Genomic DNA, 21308 nt, shown 5'->3' with positions numbered 1-21308 from the left:
AAGAGGGGCATATCCTCATCTTGTCCTCATCGGGTACCACTGGCACCTCCCCTCTTATCTTTCGAGCCGTTTTTCATGAAGATCCTGCACACAGCCGACTGGCACCTTGGCCATCAACTCCATGGCCATGAGCGCCGCTTCGAACACGATGCCTTTCTCGACTGGCTGACCGACACCATCAAGACGCGGCAGATCGACGCCCTGCTGGTAGCAGGGGATCTGTTTGATACCGCCAATCCGCCAGCCAGCGCCTGGCAGCAGCTCTATCGCTTCCTGGCCAGGCTGCGCGCCGAGATGCCTCACCTCAACATGGTGCTGATCGGCGGCAACCACGATTCCCCCTCCAAGCTGGACGCCCCCCACGAGCTGCTGCGGGCCTTCGACCTGCATCTGGTGGGCAGCATCAGCCGGGACGGGGAGGGCAAGCTCGAGACCGATCGCCTGCTGGTGCCGTTGCAAGACAAGGAGGGCAAGGTCGCCGCCTGGTGCGCTGCCGTGCCTTTTCTTCGCAGCAGCGATCTGCGGGTGGAGCCGCTCGAAGAGGGGCAGGATCGGCTGATCGAGGGGGTTCGCCAGATCTATCAGGACGTGCTGGCGCAAGGCCGCACGCGCTGCGAGCCCGGCCAGGCCCTTATCGCCATGGGCCACGCCTACCTGGCGGCGGGCCAGCTATCCGAGCTTTCCGAGCGGCGGGTGCTGGGGGGCAATCAGCACGCCCTGCCTGCCGACATCTTCGCCGCCGCCGACTACACGGCCCTTGGCCACCTCCATCTGGCCCAGAGCCCGGCCGAGGGGGTGCACTACAGCGGCTCGCCGCTGCCGCTCTCCCTCGCCGAGGTCAACTACAACCATCAGGTGCTGGAGGTCAGGTTTGAGGGGGGCAAGCTGGCGGGGCTGGAGCGGATCCCCGTGCCCCGAGCGGTGGAAATGATCCGCCTGCCCCAGGGCACACTCGAGGAGGCGCTGAAAGCCATAGAGGCGCTCTCCCTGCCTGACTGCCCCCAGCAGGCACAGCCCTTCCTCGAGGTGCGGCTGCTGCTGCCCAAACCCGAGGCGCGCATCCGCGAGCGCATTCTGGCGGCCATGGTGGGCAAACCGGTGCGCCTCGCCCGCATCAGCACCCAGTATCAGGGCTCGGGGGAGGGGCTGGCCGATGGCCGCGAACGGCGCAGGCTGGATGAACTCGCTCCCACAGAGGTGTTTCGCCTCTGCTATCAGCGGCAGTTCGACGGGGAGCCGGCGGCCGAGTTGGTGGCGTTGTTTGAAGAGATCCTGGAGCAGGTGAAGGAATCCAACCCATGAAAATCTTGTCTCTTGCAGGGGAAAACCTGGCCAGCCTGACCGGGGCTTTCACCATCGACTTCGCCGGTGGCGCTTTGGGGGCTGCCGGGCTCTTTGCCATCACCGGCAATACAGGCGCGGGCAAGAGCACATTGCTCGACGCCATCTGCCTCGCCCTCTATGACGAGATGCCGCGCTTCATCGCCAATCGCAAGCACGTGGCCGAAGTGGGCAGGGCGGATGACGAGGAGAAGCTCAAGGCCAACGACGTGCGCGGCATCTTGAGCCGCGGCCACGCCAGCGGCTGTGCCGAGGTGAAGTTCCGCGGCTGCGACGGCCGCATCTGGCTGGCGCGTTGGGCGGTGCGTCGTGCCCGCAATCGCTCGGAGGGGCGCTTCCAGGCTCAGGAGCGCAGCCTGACCGACGTCGAGTCGGGGCAGGTCTTCTCTGGCAGCAAGCGGGAGCTGCAGGATCGCATCGACGAGCTGGTGGGCCTCTCCTGGGAGCAGTTCCGCCGCGCCGTCATCCTGCCGCAAGGGGAGTTCGCCGCCTTCCTCAAGTCGAGCGCCGATGAGCGCTCCGCCCTGCTCGAGCGGATGACGGGCACCGAGCTCTACTCCGCCATCTCCATCCAGACCCATGAGCGGGCACGGGCCGAGCAGCAGGCGCTGGCGACCATACAGCAGCGGCTCGGCGATGTGGCCCTGATGGACGACGAAACGCGTGAGCACTGGGTCGCCCAGCAGCTGAGTCTCTCCACCAGCCTCAAGCACGAGCAGCAGCAGCGTCAGCTGTTGCAGGACTTGCGGGATCTCAACGGACGAATTGCCGCCCAGTTGCAGGCTTGCAGGGAGGGGCAGGAGGCGCTGGCCGCCGCCGAGGCAGCCCATGGCGAGGCGGCGCCCGGGCGGGAAGAGTTTGCCCGCGCCGAGCAGGCCCAGGTGGCCCGCGCCGATCACGACGAACTTGCCCGCCTCACCCTGGAGGTGCAGCAGCAGGAGCAGCAGATAGGCCAGCTTGCGTCCCAGCTGGAGCAGGTTGAACCCGTGTTGCAGCAGGCCGCGCTGCGCGAGCAGCAGCTGCTGGCCGACAAGATTGCCGCAGAGCGGGAGTGGGGTGCCCTGCAACCCGAGCTCAAGCGGGCGCAGGAGCTCGATACCCGGCTCAAGGAGAAGAGCCAGCAGTTGCAGGAGACCCGGCAGCAGGGGACCCAGGCACGCGCCCTGCAACTGGAACTGCAGCAGGAGTGGCAGCAGCAGGCGAGCCGGGTCGAGGCCCTGACGGTGCGCCGTCAGCAGTGGGCTCTGTGGCTCGAGGAGCGCAAGGCCCTGGCCCCACTGGCGCGCCAGTGGCAGCCTTTGCTGGCAGCCATCCAGGACTGGGCGGCGGACAGGGAGCTGCTACAGCGCGTGTTGCAAAGCCGCGAGCACAAGGGCCATGCCCTGCGGGATCTCGCCAGCCGGCTGGCGCAGGGACAGCAGGAGCGCGACGACTGGCAGCAGGAGCAGGCGCGATTGCAGCAACAGCAGCACGAGTTGCAGGAGCAGCAGTGGGAGATCCGCCTTGCCAAGGCGCAGGAACAGTGGCAGCAGCAGACCGAACAGCTGGGCCAGCTGCATCAGTTGTTGGAGCTGGCTGATTATGGTCGCAATCACGGCGAGCAGCATGGCCGTTTGCAGCAGGAGATCGCCCAGCTGGAGCAGGCCCTGAGCCGGCTGACCACGCTCGGCGGCGAGCTGGCGCCGGCCCGCGAGCGGCTCGCCCTGCAGCGAGACGAGGCGCGCCACGCGCTGGAGCAGTCTCGCGCCATCGCCAGTTTCGAGCAATATCGCCACATCCTGAACGATGGTGAACCTTGTCCCCTCTGCGGCGCCGAGGAGCACCCCTACAGTCAGAGCCAACCGCAGGTGGCGGGCATTCTGGGTCAGCTGGCGGATCGATCCCGCAGCCTCGAGCTCGAGTGGGAGCGACTCAATCATCAATACATCCAGTGCGAGAGCGAACGCCAGGAGCTGGCACGCCAGCTGGCGGCGCGCCGCCAGCATCTGCCGGAGCTGGATGCCCGCGCCGAACAACTGACCTTGCGTTGGCAGCAGCTCGGCGGTGCCAAGTTGCTGGGCCACCCGTTGCCACTGAATCAGAATCAAGCCGATTCCCTGACCAAGTGGAGCGAGCTGATGAGTACCCTGCTTAGCCGTGGCCAGACTCTGGAGCATGGGCTGGCCCAGAGCCAGCAGCAACTGCGTGAGGCCCAGTTCGGCCAGCAGCAGTTGCAGGCCGTGCGCCAGCAGCTGAGCCAGCTGACCGCCCGCCATCAGCAGTTTGAGCAGCAATGGCAGGAGGCGGAGCGGCAGAAGGTTGAGTGGGAGGCCGAGCTGAAGGCACTGGCCGAACAGGAGGCATCCTTGCGTCAGCGCCTGGCACAGGGTGAGGCCCGTCTCGATCAACAAATGGGGGCCGAGCCCTGGCGCCAGTGGCTTGGTAGCCAGCAATGGCTGGCGTGGCAGCAGACCTGCGAGGAGTATCTGCACGGACAGAATGAGTGGGAGCAGCTTGGCGGCGAGCTGGCCACTCTGACCCCGGTCTTGAGTGCCCAGGAGGCGCGGCTGCAAAGCCAGAACGAGCTGCTGCACAAGCTGGAGCGCGACTACAAGGAGGCGGAGCAGCAGCGTCAGGGGTTGCTCGCCAGCCGGGAGGCCTGCCTCGGGGGCCGCGCCATCACCCTGATCGAGCAGGAGTGGCAGCAGCGATTGCAACTGGCGGCCAGTCAGCTCGAGGAGGCGGTGACGGCACTGCGGGTCGCCCGGGAGAAGCAGACCGAGCTCAAGGCGAGGCTAGCCCATCTCGAGCAGGACAGGCAGGTGAGCAGCCGTCGTCGCCGCGAGGCGCTGGGGCGCTGGGCGGCCCATGCTGGCACTCTCGGCATCGCCGAATATGATCTGCGTCGGCTGCTGGCCATCACGCCGGATGAGCTCAGGGCTCGCCGTACCGCCTTGCAGCGCCTGGATGATGCCCTGGCCGAGGCCCGCACCCGGTTGGCCGAGCGTCAGCGGGCGCTGGCCCAGGAGGAGGCCAAGCTGGCGCGCTATCGGGAGCATCATGGGGAGCTGACCGCCCTCACGGCCGAGGCCCTTGCCGAGTGTCTGGGCGCCTGCGAGGCTCGCTGCCGCGAGCTGGAAGAGCAGCTGTTCCAGTGCAAGAGCACGCTGGCCCAGGCCGAGGCGGCGGCGCTGAAGGCGGGGAGCCTGCAGGAGGACTTGGCGGCCCAGCAGGCGGTGGCGGATCACTGGCTGCAACTGTCCGAGCTTATCGGCTCCGCCAGCGGCGCCAAGCTGCGCACCTTCGCCCAGAGCCTCACGCTCGAACGTCTATTGTTGGAGGCCAACGCCCAGCTTGGCGAGCTGTCGCCGCGCTATCGACTGGAGCGGGTGCCCGGCACGGATCTGGCGCTGCAGGTGGTGGATCTGGACATGGGGGACGAGGTGCGCTCCGTGGACTCTCTCTCCGGCGGCGAGAGCTTCCTGGTGTCGCTGGCGTTGGCGCTGGCGCTCTCCAGCCTGTCGTCGCGCCAGACCCAGGTCGAGTCGCTCTTCATCGACGAGGGGTTCGGCACCCTGGATCCGGACAGCCTGGATCTGGCGCTCTCCAGCCTGGACTCCCTGCAGGCGGCGGGCCGCCAGATCGGGGTCATCTCCCACGTTCAGACCCTGGTGGAGCGGATCGGCGTGCAAATAAGGGTCGAGGCCCTCGGTGGGGGAGAGAGCCGGGTGGTGTTGCCCTGAGGATGATGTGCGTCCATGACAAAAGGCCCCTGTCAAAGGGGCCTTTTTGCTGGTGTGCAACCCGTCGCCGGTTATTTGCGCTCGGGCAGCATATTGGTGAGGGTATTGTCCTTGAGCACGTGGTGGTGGTAGATGGCTGCTGCAGCGTGCAGGGCAATCAGGGCATAACCCAGGTTGGCCAGCGTTTCGTGCAGATCCTTGATGATCCCTTTCAGGCCATCATCCGGTCCTATCAGCGCGGGCAACTCAAATCCGAAGAAGGGGATGGGCTTGCCACCCGCACTCAGCAGCAGCCAGCCCAGCAGCGGGGTGAGTATCAGGAAGCCATAGAGGGCCAGATGGGCGAGGTGGCCGAGCTTGAGCATCAGAGGTGAGGGGGCGGGCAGGATGCGCGGTGAGGGGCTGCCAAAGCGCACCAGCAGCCGCACCACTACCAGCGCCAGGATCAGCAAGCCCACCATGAAGTGAAACTCCTTCATCAGGTCGCGTCCGGCCGAGCCCTTGGGAAAAATATCCCTGAACTCCATCAGCCCATAAACGGCCACTATCAGCAGCAGGGTTAGCCAGTGCAACCCTATGCTCAGGCTGCCATAACGTTGTTCCGTATTCTTCAGCATCTTTATCTCCTTCCGGAGGGCGCATTCCATCGCCCTGATCCATCCCGTCACGCACGGCGCCGGGATCCCGTGGTTTCCACTCCCATGCTACAAGGCTTGTCGGGCAATGCCTTGATCTCGACCGCGCTTTTGCATCGGATTCCCCTTGTCCGGTCAGGGAACTAGTTAGCCCCTGATGGTTGAGAACAGGCGGACCTAAGGTGTTGCCCATAAAAAAACCGAAGCACATGGCTTCGGTTTTTTGTTGCAGCAGCTGGCACCAGCCAGCAGCGCATTATTTCTTGATGCGGATAACCGGGGTCTCGCCCACGGTCACGGCGCCAGTCATCTTGATCAGCTCTTTAATCTCGTCCATGTTGGAGATGACGACCGGAGTCAGGGTAGACTTCGCCTTCGCTTCCAGTACAGCCAGATCGAACTCGATGATGGTATCACCGCGCTTGACCTTCTGACCTTCCTGGGCGATACGGGTGAAGCCTTCGCCTTTCAGCTCGACGGTGTCGATACCGAAGTGAACGAACAGCTCGATACCAGAGTCGGATTCCAGAGAGAACGCGTGGTTGGTCTCGAAGATCTTGCCGATGGTGCCGTCGCACGGGGCAACCATCTTGTTGCCAGCCGGCTTGATGGCGATGCCGTCACCGACGATCTTCTCGGCGAAGACAACGTCAGGCACATCTTCGATCGGCACGATTTCGCCAGACAGCGGTGCAAAAATTTCGATGCCGCCGGTGTCAGAACTGTCATCGGAAACCAGTTTCTTCAGTTTATCAAACAGACCCATAGTAAAAGCTCCTAGAGATGATTGTCGCTGTTTGCAGCCGATCTTAGCAGACTGCCTTCTGCTTAATAAAGTTATCTACACAGGCTTCGATTTCGGCGGCGGTCGCATAGCTCAGTGCCTGGTCTGCCATTGCCTTCACATCTTCGAAGTTGGTGTTGCGGATAAGCTTCTTGATACGCGGTACAGAGATGGCGCTCATGGAGAACTCATCCAGACCCATACCCAGCAGCAGCAGGGTGGCGCGTTCGTCACCAGCCAGTTCACCGCACATACCGGTCCACTTGCCATTGTCATGGGAAGCGTCGATTACCATCTTGATCAGGGTCAGGACGGAGGGTGACAGCGGGTTGTACATGGCGGAAATCATCTCGTTACCACGATCGACGGCCAGGGTGTACTGGGTCAGGTCGTTGGTACCGATACTGAAGAAATCCACTTCCTTGGCAAGATGATGAGCCATCACGGCAGCGGCCGGGGTCTCGATCATGATACCCACTTCGATGGATTCATCAAAGGCTTTGCCGTCGGCACGCAGTTCAGCCTTCAGCTGCTCTACGGTGGCCTTGAGGCTGCGGAACTCTTCGACGGAGATGATCATCGGGAACATGATGCGCAGCTTGCCGAAGGCAGAGGCGCGCAGGATGGCCTTCAGCTGGGCGTGCATGATGTCTTCACGATCGAAGAAAATACGCACGGCACGCCAGCCCAGGAAGGGGTTCATCTCTTTCGGGAAATTCATGTAGGGCAGTTCTTTGTCGCCGCCGATGTCCATGGTACGGACGATGATCGGCTGATCCGGCATGGCCTCTGCCACTTCTTTATAGGCCTTGAACTGCTCGTCTTCGGTCGGCAGCGCATCGCGGTCCATGAACAGGAACTCGGTGCGGTACAGACCCACGCCTTCGGCGCCATTGCGGATGGCGCCCTCGGTATCCTTGACGGTACCTATGTTGGCGCAGACTTCGACCTGATGACCATCCAGGGTGATGGCGGGCAGATCTTTCAGCTTGGCCAGTTCGTCCTTCTCGGCCTGGAACTGGGCCTGGAATTTCTTGGCTTCAGCCAGCTGTTCGGCGGTCGGGTTGATGATGATCTGGTTGTTGATGCCATCCAGTATCAGCATCTCGCCATTGTTGACGCGTGCGGTGATGTCGTTGGTGCCCACGATGGCCGGCAGCTCCAGGGAGCGGGCCATGATGGAAGTGTGAGAGGTGCGGCCACCGATGTCGGTAACGAAGCCCAGCACATATTTCAGGTTGATCTGAGCGGTTTCGGACGGGGTCAGGTCTTTGGCGACCAGAATGACCTCTTCGTCTATGGTGCTCAGGTTGACAACGGCGATGCCCAGCACGTTCTTCACCAGACGGGTTCCGATGTCACGGAAGTCGGTGGCGCGCTCACGCAGATAGGGGTCGTCCAGCTCGGCCATCATCTTGGCGTACTGTTCGATCACTTCATAGATGGCTTTGTCGGCGGACGCCTTGTTGTCTTTGATGAAGGATCTGATATCCCCTTCCAGCTCCTCATCTTCGAGCAGCATGATGTGGCCTTCGAAGATGGCCTCTTTTTCTTCACCGAAGGTACGACCGGCCATCTCTTTGATGGCTTCCAGCTGTGCGGCTGACTTGGTGCGGGCTTCGAGGAAGCGGTTGATCTCGGCGTCAATCTGGTCGGCAGAAATCTTGCCCTGATTGATAACGATTTCATCTTCTTTCAGAAGAAGCGCCTTACCGAATGCGATACCGGGGGACGCAAGAATGCCAGATATCATAATCCTTCCTATTAAAACGACTGTGGGGGAGGAATAAAGCTGGATTACTCCAGCTCGTCCATCAGGGCAACCAGCTTCTCAACGGCTTTCTGAGCGTCCGGGCCGTCGGCCTGGATGGTCACGTTGGTGCCTTTGGTCAGGCCCAGGGTCTGCAGCTTGAACAGGCTCTTGGCGCTGGCGGATTTGCCACCGGAGACCACAGTGATCTCGCTTTGGAATTCTTTGGCTTCTTTCACGAACTGAGCTGCGGGACGGGTGTGCAGGCCGTTTTCAGCAGTAATAACAACAGACTTCTCGTACATGGTTTCACCCCATATTATTGATATTGTGTGGAGAGATGGTCGCTAATGAGGCTTCCTGTCTCACCGTGTCAGTATGGATATGTTGTAAAGTAACGAAATCAGACCTGCAATGGTTTAATCCAGGTCAATTTTCTGTGCAGTATTCGGCGCCCTGGCTAAGTCTTTTTCGTCATCGGGCTACAAGCCGCGTCAGGTCTGGCCTGAAATTAATTTATAACGAAAAATAACACTTTGTTACCTTGTGATACCTAGCCGGTAAACACCTCGTGACGCCGCACAGGATATGAGATTTATCACAGAATGTCTGCTTTTTTTGTCACACCCAAGTTTGTTATTTTACCCCAAAAAATAAGGGGTCGACTGACACTGATGGCTACTGAGTTTAGCGCATAATGAAAACGGCGCCCCCAGAGGCGCCGTTGTTTTGGTGTAATGCGATCAATTACTGTTGCAGTTCCTGTTCGCTGAACACGCCGGCGAAGAGGGCACTGGAGAGATAACGCTCGGCAGCACTCGGCAGGATGACGACAATCGTTTTCCCTTCGAACTCCGGCAGCTCGGCCAGACGGGCGGCAGCGACCACGGCGGCGCCGGAGCTGATCCCCGCCAGAATGCCTTCCTCTTCCATCAGGCGGCGAGCCATCTCGATGGACTCCTCGCTGCTCACCTGCTCGACGCGGTCCAGCAGGGTCAGGTCCAGGTTGCCTGGAATGAAGCCGGCGCCTATGCCCTGGATCTTGTGGGGACCGGGCTTTATCTCTTCGCCCGCCAGTTTCTGGCTGATGACGGGAGATTCGCTGGGTTCGACCGCCACGGAGACGATGGCCTTGCCCTTGGTCTGCTTGATGTAGCGGGAGACACCAGTGATGGTGCCGCCGGTGCCGACGCCTGCCACAAACACATCCACGTCACCGTCGGTGGCATCCCAGATCTCGGGGCCTGTGGTCTGCTCGTGGATCTCGGGGTTGGCGGGGTTTTCGAACTGCTGCAGCAGCACATACTTGCCCGGCTCGGATTCGAGGATCTCGTTGGCCTTGGCAATGGCGCCTTTCATGCCCAGCGGCCCTTCGGTCAGCACCAGGTTGGCGCCAAGCGCCTTGAGCAGCTTGCGGCGCTCAAGGCTCATGGTGGCCGGCATGGTCAGGGTGATGGGATAGCCACGGGCCGCAGCCACGAACGCCAGGGCAATGCCCGTGTTACCGCTGGTAGGCTCGATGATCTCCTTGCCCTTGGTCAGCACGCCGCGTTTCTCGGCATCCCAGATGAGATTGGCGCCGATCCGGCACTTGACGCTGAAGCTCGGGTTGCGGCTCTCGATCTTGGCCAGCACGCGGCCCTTGGTAACACGGTTGAGACGAACCAGCGGGGTGTTGCCTATGGTCTGGCTGTTGTCCTCAAAAATTTTGCTCATGGTGCTATCCCTGTGTTTGTTAAGGCGATGAAACAAGATTACCCTGTGGTTTCTGAATGAGAAGTGACGAATCGTTATAACAATATGTTATTACAACATATAGAACTTATTCTCTCTCGCCGAAGGGCCCCTGGGTTCTCCTGCGACCAAAGGAATGGATCTCATGGGATTTGCAGGAAGCGATCGCTATCTCGCATCAAAGTCACTGAGTATGGCCGTCAATGCCGCCATCGTGCTGGAGAAGCCGCTGCTGATCAAAGGTGAACCGGGCACCGGCAAGACGGTGCTGGCCGAGGCGGTTGCCGAGTCGCTCGGTGCCGACCTCATCAGCTGGCACATCAAGTCCACCACCAAGGCCCAGCAGGGGCTCTATGAATACGATGCGGTGGCCCGGCTGCGGGACTCCCAGCTCGGGGAGCCGCGGGTAGGGGACATCAACCATTACATCCGCCGCGGCAAGCTGTGGCAGGCCTTCGCTGCCTCGCAGAGGCCGGTACTGCTCATCGATGAAATCGACAAGGCGGACATCGAGTTTCCCAACGATCTGTTGCTGGAGCTGGATCGGATGGAGTTCGATGTCTACGAAACCGGCGAGCGCATCAAGGCGCGCCAGCGTCCGGTGGTCATCATCACCTCCAACAACGAGAAAGAGCTGCCGGACGCCTTCCTGCGCCGCTGTTTTTTCCATTACATCCGCTTCCCCGACAAGGCCGAGATGCAGGCCATCGTCCAGCTGCACCATCCCAACCTCAAGGAGGGCCTGCTCGGCGAGGCGATGGATCTCTTCTTCGAGCTGCGTAATGTGGAGGGGCTGCGCAAGAAGCCCTCCACCTCGGAGCTGCTGGACTGGATCCGCCTGCTGCTGGCCGATGACATCGCCCCCGAGGCGCTGCGCAGCCGGGAGCCTGGCAAGCTGGTGCCCGCTCTCTATGGCGCCCTGCTCAAGACGGAGCAGGACTTGCACCTCTTCGAGAAGCTCGCCTTCCTGGCGCGTCGTGGCGGCTGAATGCTCATCGACTTCTTCCTTCACCTGCGCCGTCACAAGCTGCCCTGCAGCCTGCGCGAGTTGCTGGATCTCCATGGGGCCCTGGCGGCCGGACTCGCCAGCGTGGACATGGACGACTTCTATCGCTTGTCCCGCAGCCTGCTGGTGAAGGACGAGGCTCACTATGATCGCTTCGATCGCGCCTTCGCTGAGTACTACCAGGGGCTGGAGGCCATCCCCTTGCTGCCCGAGACGCTGCCGGACGACTGGTTGCGCCAGGAGTTCGAGCGGTTATTGAGCCCTGAGGAGAAAGCCTTGCTCAGATCCCTCGGCGGGCTCGACAAGCTGCTGGAGACCCTCAACCAGCGCCTGCGCGAACAGAACGCGCGCCACGCCGGCGGCAACAAGTGGGTGGGCACCGGGGGCAGCAGTCCGTTCGGCCATGGCGGCTTCCACCCCGAAGGGATCCGCATGGGGGGAGAAGGCCAGCATGGCAAGGCAACCAAGGTGTGGGAGGCGCGCCATTATCGCAACTTCAGCGACGACTCGCCGCTCGGCCAGCGGGCCATCCAGCTGGCGCTGCGCAAGCTCAGGCGCTGGGTGCGCAAGGGCAATCCCTCGGAGCTGGATCTCGACGACACCATCAGCAGCACGGCCCGCCAGGGCTGGCTCGATGTGAAGCTCAGACCCGAGCGCCACAACGGGGTCAAGCTGCTGGTGTTCTTCGATGTTGGGGGGTCCATGGATGCCCACGTGGCCGAGGTGCAGCGGCTCTTCTCGGCGCTGCGCCACGAGTTCAAGCATCTGGAGTACTTCTATTTTCACAACTGTCTCTACGACTTCGTCTGGCAGGACAACGCCCGCCGGGCCGAGGAGCGTTTTGATACCTTGCGGCTGCTGCGCACCTACGGCAGCGACTATCGGGTGATCCTGGTGGGGGACGCCAAGATGGGTCCCTACGAGATCACCTGGCCCGGTGGCAGCGTAGAGTACTGGAATGAGGAGCCCGGCCAGGTGTGGCTCGGGCGCCTGCAACAACATTTCCCCAAGATGGTGTGGATCAATCCGCTGCCGAGGCAGGAGTGGCTCTGGCACCCCTCCATCAAGTTGATGAATGACGTGATTGGCGGGCGCATGCACCCGCTGACCCTGGCTGGTCTCGCCGGAGCGATCGATCAGCTATGAATCTCTGAACCCTAAAAAACAGACAAGCCGGGATTGCACCCGGCCAGGAGCAAAGATGACCTCTATCGTAATCAGTGGCTCAGGCCTCTATACCCCCCCCTTTGCCGTCAGCAATGAAGAGCTGGTGGCTGCCTTCAACCAGTATGTGGATCTCTACAACGAGGAGAACGCCTCCGCCATCGACGCTGGCCAGCTGGATGCCAAGCAGCATTCGAGCTGCGAGTTCATCGAGAAGGCGTCCGGCATCAAGAGTCGCTATCTGGTGAGCAGGGAAGGGGTGCTGGATCCGGACATCATGCAGCCCCTGCTGGCGGAGCGCCCCGATGACCAGCCCTCCATCATGGTGGAGATGGCGGTGGCCGCCGCCGAACAGGCGCTGATCGCCGCCGGTCGCGAGCCGGGGGAGATAGATCTGGTCATAGTGGCGGCCTCCAACATGCCGCGCCCCTATCCGGCGCTGGCCATCGAGCTGCAGCACTATCTGGGGGCGAGTGGCATGGCCTTTGACATGAACGTGGCCTGTTCCTCCGCCACCTTCGGCATCAAGACGGCGGCGGATCTGCTGGCGGCCGGCACCGCCAGACTGGCCCTGGTGGTGAATCCCGAGATCTGCTCGGGGCATCTCAATTTCCGGGACAGGGACAGCCACTTCATCTTTGGCGACGCCTGCACCGCCGTGCTGCTGGAGCGGGAGGCCGATTGCAAGGTGGCCAACCCCTGGCAACTGGTGGCGAGCAAGCTGGTGACCCAGTACTCCAACAACATCCGCAACAACTTCGGCTTCCTGAACCGATTCAGTCCGCGCACCCGCTACGGGGATGACAAGCTGTTCCGCCAGCAGGGGCGCAAGGTGTTCAAGGAGGTGCTGCCTCTGGTGTGCACACAGATAGAGGAACAGCTGGGGGATCAGGGCTGGCAGGCGGGGGAGCTGAACCGCCTCTGGCTCCATCAGGCCAACCTCACCATGAACCAGTTCATCGGCCGCAAGCTGCTGGGCCACGACGCCAGCCAGCAGGAGGCGCCGGTGATCCTCGACAGCTATGGCAACACCAGCTCGGCGGGCTCCATCATCGCCTTCCACCTGTTCAACCAGGACCTGCCTAGCGGGGCCCGTGGTGTGCTCTGCTCCTTCGGCGCCGGTTACTCCATCGGCAGCCTGCTGTTGCAACGGCGCTAAGCGCCCTGTTCTGCGCACAAACAAGCCACCCTAGGGGTGGCTTTTTTCATGCAGATCAAGCGGCTTTTTCAAGCGGGTTCGATGGCCAATACCAGGCATTCAGGTTCTTTTATCTGAAATCGCACGTTCATATCGAACAATCTGACGCCGTACTCCTTGTCGTCCGGCTTGCCCTTCTTGTAGGCGGGACGGGGATCCTGGGCCAGCACCTCGCTCACCAGCTGGCGCAGCTCGGGGTGGGCCTTGAGCCAGGGCATGAGCTGCAGCTCCGCCTCGGGGGTGAAGCTCACCATCAATGGCGGGGTTGGAGCCTCGGGGGCGAAGCCGCCCCGGGCGTGGGGCAGGCTGTCGGCATAGGGAATATAGGGCTTGATGTCGACCACAGGGGTGCCGTCCAGCAGATCCACGGCGCCGAGGTCGAGCCACAGCTTGCCACGCTCACGGCCCACCCCGTGCAGCTCGACCACGGAGAGGCCGAGCGGGTTGGGGCGGAAGGTAGATCGGGTGGCAAAGACCCCGACCCGCTCGTTGCCGCCAAGGCGCGGCGGACGGACCGTCGGGTGCCAGCCCTGGGCCATGGTCTGGTGAAACACGAAGCTGAGCCAGAGGTGGGAAAACTGCTCTATGCCGCGCAGCACGTCCGGCTGATCGTAGGGAGGCAGCAGCTCCAGGCGGGCGCGAGCCGATTTGACCAGGCCGGGCTGGCGGGGGATGGCGAACTTCTCCTTGTAGGGAGAGCGGATGATCCCGAGTGTGTCTATATCGAACTTCATGGCGGATCCTGGCTGAAAACCCCGGCAATGTAGCACAGGCGGACCGAAAACGCAGGCGTCGCCACAGTCGTGGCCCCCTGTGATCCCGGTCGCAGAGCGCGGCATCCGAGGCTGTGCCCTGGCGTCAACTTGCGTAGGGTGGGGGAAGAACAGGGATTGGCCGGGGTCATGGCACCGCGGCGCACAGGAGAGACAGGGATGAAACTGCTGATTATCGGCGGCACCGGTTTTTTGGGCCGCCACCTCACCTCGCTGGCCCTGGATTGGGGTCATGAGGTGACGCTGTACAATCGGGGTCACCGCCAGCACCCTGACTGGCGCGAGCTGACCCAACTGCAGGGGGACAGGGATCAGAGCCTGGATCCCTTGCTGGGGGAGGGACTGCACTGGGATCTGGCCATAGACACCTGTTGCTATGACCCAGCGCAGGCGGCCAGCCTATCGACGGCCCTGCTCGGGCGTTGTGAGCGCCTCATCTTCATCTCCACCATCAGCGTCTATCGGGACTTCGCCCGGCCCGAGATGGACGAGTCGGCGCCGCTGCACCAGGTGGCTCCCGGCGAGTCAGCCAGCGGCTACGGTCCGCTCAAGGTCTTGTGCGAGGCAGAGTATCGGACCCGCTGGGGGGAGCGGCTCTGCATACTGCGCCCCGGCGTGCTGTGCGGCCCCTTCGACCCGACCGGCCGCCTGGCCTGGTGGGTGCAACGAGTGCAGCAAGGCGGATCCTGGCTGCTGCCGGGGGAGGGGCAGGACAGGCTGCAATACCTGGACGTGCGCGACTGCGCCGAGTTCGTGCTGCGGGCCGCCGAGCAGCGACTGGAGGGCTGCTTCAACCTCGTCAAGCCCGGCATCGCCCTGGTGGACTGGGTTGAGCGTCTGGCGGCCCGCCTGATGCCGGCCTCCCCCCTGCAACCGGAGTGGATCCCCTGGCCAGCCCTGATCGCGGCCGGGGTCGAACCCTGGCAGAGCTATCCCACGCTGCTGCCCAACACCCAGGCCGAGTTTGCCGGCTATGGCAGCATCAGCGCCGAGGCCGCCATCGTCCACGGCCTGAACTTCCGACCGCTGGAGGAGACGGTGGCCGATCTGGTGGCGTGGCTGGCCAGCAACGAGCAGGCGACTACGACGGGCATGACTCTGGCCGAGGAGGCGGCGCTGCGACGGCGGGTACGGGAGCATTCACCGTCATAGGTCGGCAGGGGGAAGCGTAGAGGCAAACGAGAGGGGGCAGGGTGCCCTCTCTCGTTTTGCCCGTCAGCGCAGCAGCGCGCCGCCGTCTGCCAGCAGTGCCTTGAGCACGGCTCTATGGCAGCGGGACTCCTGCTCGCAGTAGCAGCCCACTGACAGGTTGGTGGTGTGGGAGAGGGCTGCCAGCAGCGCCAGATCGTTGCGGGCAGCGGGGCTCGCCATCTCGGCCTTGTACTGCTTGCAGAAGGCAGCCCACTGGGCCGGGGTCTCGGCGGCCTGACCGAGCTTCATGGTCTCGGCGCTGGGGGCCAGGTTGGGGAACCAGACGTCGTACCAATCCTGGCTGGCAAAATCGCTCTTGGGCACGCCGCGGGGCGGGCGGCGCACTGTGCCGATGCGCAGTCCCTCATCGGGGAGACGGGGGCTGCCGAGGCGGACGATGGCGAGGGCCATGTCGAGACCTTACTTCTCTTCGGCCACTTTCAGCGCCTGACCGTAGCAGATCACCTGCTTCAGGCAGCCCGGCACATCGCTGAACTCGGCGCACTTGTCGAAGCTGACGCCGTTGCCGCCCATGTCAGCCACGCGGCGGCGGGCCAGGGTGCGGGCTTCGCCGGCATTGGGCACCGCCTGATTGGCATCGGCCTGGCATGACTCACCCTCGACGGTGCCGAGGTAGAGGTAATTGAGGTCGGCGAGCTGGTTCTGCTCATAGATCCGGACGCCGCCCGGCTTGAAATACTCGTCGAAGTTTTCCTTGTCCAGATTGCTGTTGAAGGCGAAGTCGGCACAACCGGAGGCAATCAGGGGCATCATCAGGATCAGGCGTTTCATGTCGAGGTCTTGTTGAACAGTGAGGGGGCCATTATAGGGGTCAGTCGCTGCCTGCGACCAGCCCCATTTTTCGCCCGGGAGGCGAGCTGTGACGGGGATCTTGGCACTATCAACAAGACAAGGGGCAGATCCCTGCCCCTTTTTCATTGGCTTTCATCAGGCGGGAGCCAGCCGCTGGTGCAGGCTGCGGTAGTAGTCATCTTCCAGCAACTCCTGGTGCGGTGCGCAGAGGCGGATCTTGCCCTCTTCCATCAGGGCTACCCTGTCCATCTGCTCCAGCCCCAGCAGGCGGTGGGAGATGAGCAGCAGGGAGCGCCTTGCCCCCAGCTTGAGCAGCAGGGCCATGATCTCCCGCTCGGTCTGGCTGTCGAGGCCTTCGGTCGGCTCATCCAGCAGCCAGAGCGGGGCGTCGTGCAGCAGGGCGCGGGCGATGCCGATGCGGCGGCGCTCGCCGCCGGAGAGGGGGCGACCGCCATCCCCGAGCCAGGCGTCCAGTCCGCTCTCGGCCTCTTCATCTTCGTCTGCCAGCAGGGTGGCGAGACCCACCTGGGTGAGAACCTCGGTCAGCCGCTCATCACTGGCGTCGGGGGCGGCCAGCTTGAGGTTGCCGCGCAAGGTATCGGCAAACAGATGCACCCGCTGGCTCACCACTGAGCAGGAGGCGCGCAGTGCCCCTTCGCCGTACGCGGTCAACGGCTTGCCATCCAGCAGTATCTCGCCGGTCTGCGCCGTCCACTCCCGGGTCAGCAGCCCCATCAGGGTGGACTTGCCACAACCAGTCTGCCCCAGCAGCGCCAGCTTCTCGCCGGGGTTCAGTTGCAGGGTGCAGCCTCGCAGCACAGGGGTATCCTGGCCGGGATAGGCAAAATGGAGGTCCCGTATCTGCAAGGCGCCTTGAGTCGCAGGCGCTTGCTCCTCTCCCCACTCTGGCGCCTTGGCCTCCTGCAGTATCTCGTTGAGACGACGGGCCGAGGTGAGGCTGGTGGAGAGGTGCTGGAAGGCGCCCGCCAGAGGCAGCAGCGCCTCGAAGCTTGCCAGGGTGGCGAACACCATGAGCGCCGTGATGGGATCCGGGGTGCCACCGCCGACGCCGTGACCAGCCAGCCACAGCATCAGGGTAAGGGTCCAGCCGCTGAGCAGCTGGACCGAGAAGCTGGCGAGGCCGCTCACCCTGGCCATGCGGGCTTGGGCCTGGATCAGGGCCTGCTCGGCCTGTTGCAGCTCGGCCAGCGCCTTGGGGGCGGCGGCGAACATCTGCAGCTCGGCATGGCCGTCCAGATAATCCACCATGCGGGTGCGCATGGTGGATTTCTCGGCGATGAGTCGACGACCGGGGGCCCGGCCGGCGAAATAGAACACCAGCGGCAGGGCCAGCATGCCAAAGAGCAGTATGGCCCCCAGAGTCAGCGCCAGGCGGCTGTCGAAGAAGGAGAGGAAGAATACCAGCCCGGCACAGCTGAGCAGAGCCGCTCCTATGGGAGTGACGAGGCGCAGGTAGACGTGATCCATGGCGTCGATGTCGGCCACCAGACGGTTGAGCAGATCCGCCTGACGAAAACCGGCCAGGGTGCCGGGGGAGAGGGGGGAGAGTCTTTGCCAGAACCAGACCCGCAACCGGGTGAGCACCCGGAAGGTGGCGTCGTGGCTCACCACCCGCTCACCCCAGCGGCTGGCGGTACGCACTATGGAGAAGAAGCGCACGCCGCCGGCCGGGGTCATGTAGTTGAAGGTATCCCGGCTGGCGACCGCCAGCCCCGCCACGGCGGCGGCGGAGAGGAACCAGCCTGAGAGGGAGAGCAGCCCCATCCCGGCCACCAGGGTGACCAGGGCCAGCAGCAGGCCGAGGGAGAGGCTGAGCCAGTGCTGGCGGTAGAGACGCAGGAACGGCAGTAGATCAGTCATCGAGAGAATCCCCTGAACGTTGGGACAGCAGACGGGCGAAGGGCCCCTGTGCCTGGCAGAGTTGCGCGAAGTGGCCTTGCTCCACCAGCTGGCCGCGCTCCAGCACCAGTATGTTGTCCATCTGGCTGAGCTGATCGAGGCGGTGGGTGATCATCAGCAGAGTCTTGCCTTTCGCAGCGTCTTCGAGCGTGCTCATGATGGCGCGTTCGGAGTGGCGATCCAGGCTGGCAGTGGGTTCATCCAGCACTATCAACTGGGTGGACTTGAGCAGGGTGCGGGCCAGGGCGAGGCGTTGGGCCTGACCGACGGAGAGGCCACCGGCCTGATCTCCGACCGGATAGTCGAATCCCTTCTCCCTGGCAAATTCCCAGGCCTGGGCCCGCACCAGGGCGGTTTCCAGCTCGGCGTCGCTGGCCGTGGGCCTGGCCAGCAGCAGGTTGTCTCTCAGGGAGGCGTGGAACAGCTGGGGGTTCTGGGAGAGCCAGCCCAGTTGCAGCCGCCACTGGCTCATGTCCAGCTCGGCGAGCTCCTGGCCGTTGACACGGAGCGAACCGCGATAGGGGGCAAAGCCGAGCAGGGCGTTGACCAGGGAGCTCTTGCCGGCCCCGCTGATCCCGACCAGGGCTGTGCGCGTGCCTGCCTCAAGGGTGAAATCGATGGGGCCGACCAGCACCTTGCCCTCGGCGCTCAGCACCTCCAGGGCACGGGCCTCCACCCTGATGGGGCCATCGGCCTGGAAGGGGGCACTCCCTGAAGCTGGCTCGCTGACTTCGGCCTCGAGAAACTCCAGCAGCTGCTCGGCGGCGCCTATGGCCTGTGCCTTGGCGTGGTAGTGGGCGCCGAGTTCCCGCAGCGGCGCGTAAAACTCGGGAGCGAGAAATAGCACGAACAAGCCGGTAAAGAGCGTTACCTTGGCGCCATAGTTACCGAAATTGAGGTGATCTATGTAAGAGAAGCCGAAGTAGACCGCCACCAGGGCCACCGCGATGGCGGCGAAGAACTCCAGCACGGCCGTGCTCAGGAAGGCGAGCCGCAGCACCTCCATGGTGCGCTCCCGAAAATCTTCCGAGGCGTCGCGAATGGCTTCACCCTCCGCCTGGGTACGCATGAAGAGCTGCAGGGTACGCAAGCCCTTGAGTCTGTCGAGGAAGTGGCCGGAGAGCCTCGCCAGGGACTGGAAGTTGCGGCGGTTGGCATCGGCAGCGCCGACGCCCACCAGGATCATGAAGAGCGGGATGAGGGGCGCTGTGCCGAGCAAGATGATGCCAGCGGCCCAGTTGACCGGGAACACGGCCACCAGGATCACCAGGGGGATGAAGACGGCTATGGCCATCTGGGGCAGATAGCGGGAGAAGAACTCCTGCATCTCTTCGATCTGCTCGAGCAGCAGGCTGGCCCAACTGCCGGCGGGGCGGCGCTGGATATAGGCAGGCCCGAGGCGGGCGAGGCGGGTGAGCACCAGCTCGCGGATGGCCTGGCGCACCGCACTGCCTGCCCTGAAGCTCGCCACCTCCCGGCCATAAGCCAGTGCAGCCTTGGTCAGGGTCACCAGCAGCAGGGCAATAAAGAGGGGAATGGACTGCTCGGGCGTGGTGCCTTCGATGATGAAGCCGTGGAGCAGGGTGGCCAGCAGCCAGGCCTGCATCACCATCAGTATGCCCTGACCCATGCCCAGACCAATGGAAAGACCGATCCAGCACCGGCCATGGCCCGATTGTTTGCGCAACCAGCCATAGAGATGTTTCTGCTTGTTCTTGTCCATTACCACCCTCCTCGGTCGAGTGGCGCAAGACTATCGTCGCCCCCACGGCTTGGCAACCTCGCAGATCCGGGAGTGTGAACGTCTTTGTTTGAAAAAGCAGCTGCATGCTCAATAGTTGGCCGAACAGCTTGATTTATGGCAAAAAATACGAAGGCGGTGATTGCGCTCGCCGGCAAAATGCATATAGTAGAGGCCACTGACGCGGGTGTAGTTCAATGGTAGAACGGTAGCTTCCCAAGCTGCATACGTGGGTTCGATTCCCATCACCCGCTCCACATTCTGATACCAGGTATCTGTCCCGTCTCGTTGTTGCCTACTTCTGGCACGTCTCTTAAGACGCCGATTCCATGCCTTGTATCTGCTGCGTTCCTGATGTCTTGCGGGCATCGTATAATGGCTATTACCTCAGCCTTCCAAGCTGATGATGCGGGTTCGATTCCCGCTGCCCGCTCCAGCTTTCATGCAAAAAGCCCACTCGACTGAGTGGGCTTTTTGTTTTGGCGGACAGACGACTTGCACCAGCCACAAACAGAAGAGGCGCCCACAGGCGCCTCTCGCTTCACCGGGCAGGGGTTATTCCTGCTCCAGCTCGCCACAGAAGCGGTAGCCTTCGCCATGAATGGTGGCGATGATCTCCGGGGTGTCGCCCACGCTCTCGAAGTGCTTGCGAATGCGGCGGATGGTGACATCCACGGTACGATCGTGGGGCTTGAGCTCACGGCCTGTCATCTTCTTGAGCAGTTCGGCACGGGTCTGGATCTGGCCCGGGTTTTCGCAGAAATGCAGCATGGCGCGGAACTCTGAGCGGGGCAGCTTGAACATGTCGCCTGCCGGGCTGACCAGTGCACGGCTGTTGATGTCCAGCGCCCAGCCATTGAACAGGTAACGCTCCACCAGCTTCTTCTCTTCGCCACCGGCGGTCACGTTCATGGTGCGACTCAGCAGGTTGCGGGCACGGATGGTCAGCTCGCGTGGGTTGAACGGCTTGGTGATGTAGTCATCGGCGCCGATCTCCAGCCCCAGGATCTTGTCCACTTCGTTGTCACGACCGGTCAGGAACATCAGGGCGATATTGTCATCTTCACGCAGCTCGCGCGCCAGCAGCAGGCCATTCTTGCCCGGCAGGTTGATGTCCATGATCACCAGGTTGATGGTGTGGCTGGTCAGGGCTTGATGCATCTCATCGCCATTGTTGGCTTCCAGCACTATGTAGCCTTCGGCCTCGAAGATGCTCTTGAGGGTGTTGCGGGTGACCAGCTCGTCTTCGACGATCAGAATATGTGGTGTTTGCATGAGTATTCCCAGATTCTTATCAGTTAATTATCGAAATTTTAACACTCTTTGGCGTTATCCGACCGGTCCTGAAAATTTATTACGTCATCCTGGGTATGAATGTCAGGTCGAATCATCGCGAATTTGGTATCTATGTTGGCAAACATCCCTGTGCCGCACATAGGCTCTCAACAAGTCTGATCGAGAGAAGCCTGGAAAGGTAGTCCATTACAAAAGTTGCTGCATTTTATCAGTTAACAGGCGCATAACAACACTCTTTGC

At 62.6% G+C, this 21308-nt stretch carries 17 protein-coding genes and 2 tRNA genes; 8 read left to right on the top strand and 11 right to left on the bottom strand.

The window, feature by feature from the left end:
• Window positions 1–75: 75 nt before the first annotated feature.
• Both BN1127_RS19010 and BN1127_RS19005 read left to right on the top strand, forming a co-directional pair.
• Window positions 76–1302, top strand: coding sequence for an exonuclease SbcCD subunit D C-terminal domain-containing protein (locus tag BN1127_RS19010; RefSeq protein ID WP_042650490.1), 1227 nt, complete (start codon window positions 76–78; stop codon window positions 1300–1302).
• Window positions 1299–5063: an AAA family ATPase gene (locus BN1127_RS19005; RefSeq protein ID WP_042650489.1), complete on the top strand. Its 3765-nt coding sequence runs from the start codon at window positions 1299–1301 to the stop codon at window positions 5061–5063. Before BN1127_RS19010 ends, BN1127_RS19005 begins: the two co-directional genes overlap by 4 nt.
• A 71-nt stretch (window positions 5064–5134) precedes the next feature.
• Here BN1127_RS19005 and BN1127_RS19000 read toward each other — a convergent pair whose 3' ends face one another.
• From BN1127_RS19000 to cysK, 5 genes are all read right to left on the bottom strand, one after another.
• Complete coding sequence (locus tag BN1127_RS19000) at window positions 5135–5680, bottom strand: cytochrome b (protein ID WP_005325877.1); 546 nt, start codon at window positions 5678–5680, stop codon at window positions 5135–5137.
• 274 nt (window positions 5681–5954) lie between these two features.
• Entirely contained in the window at window positions 5955–6464 is a 510-nt protein-coding gene (gene crr / locus BN1127_RS18995; RefSeq protein ID WP_005325875.1) for a PTS glucose transporter subunit IIA, read from the bottom strand.
• A 43-nt stretch (window positions 6465–6507) separates the two neighbouring features.
• On the bottom strand, window positions 6508–8235 hold the full coding sequence (ptsI, locus tag BN1127_RS18990) for a phosphoenolpyruvate-protein phosphotransferase PtsI (RefSeq protein WP_005325873.1): 1728 nt from the start codon (window positions 8233–8235) through the stop codon (window positions 6508–6510).
• 44 nt (window positions 8236–8279) lie between these two features.
• Window positions 8280–8537 (bottom strand): HPr family phosphocarrier protein, encoded by a 258-nt coding sequence (locus BN1127_RS18985; RefSeq protein ID WP_005303128.1) that lies wholly within the window; start codon window positions 8535–8537, stop codon window positions 8280–8282.
• A gap of 442 nt (window positions 8538–8979) precedes the next feature.
• The gene (gene cysK, locus BN1127_RS18980) at window positions 8980–9948 is read right to left on the bottom strand and encodes a cysteine synthase A (RefSeq protein ID WP_041206184.1); all 969 of its coding nucleotides are present in this window, start codon (window positions 9946–9948) and stop codon (window positions 8980–8982) included.
• A gap of 163 nt (window positions 9949–10111) precedes the next feature.
• Between cysK and BN1127_RS18975 the strand changes: the two genes are divergently transcribed.
• Genes BN1127_RS18975 through BN1127_RS18965 form a run of 3 tightly spaced genes read left to right on the top strand, consistent with a single transcriptional unit; the run spans window position 10112 to window position 13295 of the window.
• Window positions 10112–10954 carry an AAA family ATPase gene (locus BN1127_RS18975; protein WP_042650488.1) on the top strand — a complete coding sequence of 281 codons (843 nt, stop codon included), beginning with the start codon at window positions 10112–10114 and terminating at the stop codon, window positions 10952–10954.
• Entirely contained in the window at window positions 10955–12118 is a 1164-nt protein-coding gene (locus BN1127_RS18970; protein WP_005325869.1) for a vWA domain-containing protein, read from the top strand. It begins immediately after the preceding gene.
• Between the two features lie 55 nt (window positions 12119–12173).
• Complete coding sequence (locus BN1127_RS18965; protein WP_005325867.1) at window positions 12174–13295, top strand: beta-ketoacyl-ACP synthase III; 1122 nt, start codon at window positions 12174–12176, stop codon at window positions 13293–13295.
• Window positions 13296–13363: 68 nt separating this feature from the next.
• Here BN1127_RS18965 and tsaA read toward each other — a convergent pair whose 3' ends face one another.
• A complete protein-coding gene (gene tsaA / locus BN1127_RS18960; RefSeq protein WP_005325865.1) occupies window positions 13364–14068 on the bottom strand; it encodes a tRNA (N6-threonylcarbamoyladenosine(37)-N6)-methyltransferase TrmO in 705 nt (234 codons plus the stop codon).
• Window positions 14069–14266: 198 nt separating this feature from the next.
• Between tsaA and BN1127_RS18955 the strand changes: the two genes are divergently transcribed.
• Entirely contained in the window at window positions 14267–15259 is a 993-nt protein-coding gene (locus BN1127_RS18955; protein WP_005325863.1) for an NAD-dependent epimerase/dehydratase family protein, read from the top strand.
• Between the two features lie 63 nt (window positions 15260–15322).
• Here the strand turns inward: BN1127_RS18955 and BN1127_RS18950 are convergent, their stop codons facing one another.
• The 4 genes from BN1127_RS18950 to cydD form a co-directional block, all read right to left on the bottom strand.
• Window positions 15323–15709: a DUF488 domain-containing protein gene (locus BN1127_RS18950; RefSeq protein ID WP_005325861.1), complete on the bottom strand. Its 387-nt coding sequence runs from the start codon at window positions 15707–15709 to the stop codon at window positions 15323–15325.
• 9 nt (window positions 15710–15718) lie between these two features.
• On the bottom strand, window positions 15719–16090 hold the full coding sequence (gene rcsF, locus BN1127_RS18945) for an Rcs stress response system protein RcsF (RefSeq protein ID WP_005325859.1): 372 nt from the start codon (window positions 16088–16090) through the stop codon (window positions 15719–15721).
• A 156-nt stretch (window positions 16091–16246) separates the two neighbouring features.
• Complete coding sequence (cydC, locus tag BN1127_RS18940) at window positions 16247–17992, bottom strand: heme ABC transporter ATP-binding protein/permease CydC (protein ID WP_005325857.1); 1746 nt, start codon at window positions 17990–17992, stop codon at window positions 16247–16249.
• On the bottom strand, window positions 17985–19754 hold the full coding sequence (gene cydD, locus BN1127_RS18935; protein WP_042650487.1) for a heme ABC transporter permease/ATP-binding protein CydD: 1770 nt from the start codon (window positions 19752–19754) through the stop codon (window positions 17985–17987). The genes cydC and cydD overlap by 8 nt, the downstream gene beginning before the upstream one ends.
• A 201-nt stretch (window positions 19755–19955) precedes the next feature.
• Between cydD and BN1127_RS18930 the strand changes: the two genes are divergently transcribed.
• Together BN1127_RS18930 and BN1127_RS18925 are read left to right on the top strand one after the other, a co-directional pair.
• A tRNA-Gly gene (locus tag BN1127_RS18930) sits at window positions 19956–20029 on the top strand.
• Window positions 20030–20133: 104 nt separating this feature from the next.
• Window positions 20134–20208: transfer RNA gene (locus BN1127_RS18925), tRNA-Gly, on the top strand.
• A gap of 119 nt (window positions 20209–20327) precedes the next feature.
• On the opposite strand, the gene arcA is transcribed toward BN1127_RS18925, so the two are convergent.
• Window positions 20328–21047 (bottom strand): two-component system response regulator ArcA, encoded by a 720-nt coding sequence (arcA, locus tag BN1127_RS18920; RefSeq protein WP_005325853.1) that lies wholly within the window; start codon window positions 21045–21047, stop codon window positions 20328–20330.
• Between the last annotated feature and the right edge of the window lie 261 nt (window positions 21048–21308).

This window comes from Aeromonas media (assembly GCF_000819985.1).
Lineage (GTDB): Bacteria > Pseudomonadota > Gammaproteobacteria > Enterobacterales > Aeromonadaceae > Aeromonas > Aeromonas media.
Note: the sequence above shows the minus strand (reverse complement) of the source record. Positions and strands in the feature narration are given on the sequence as shown.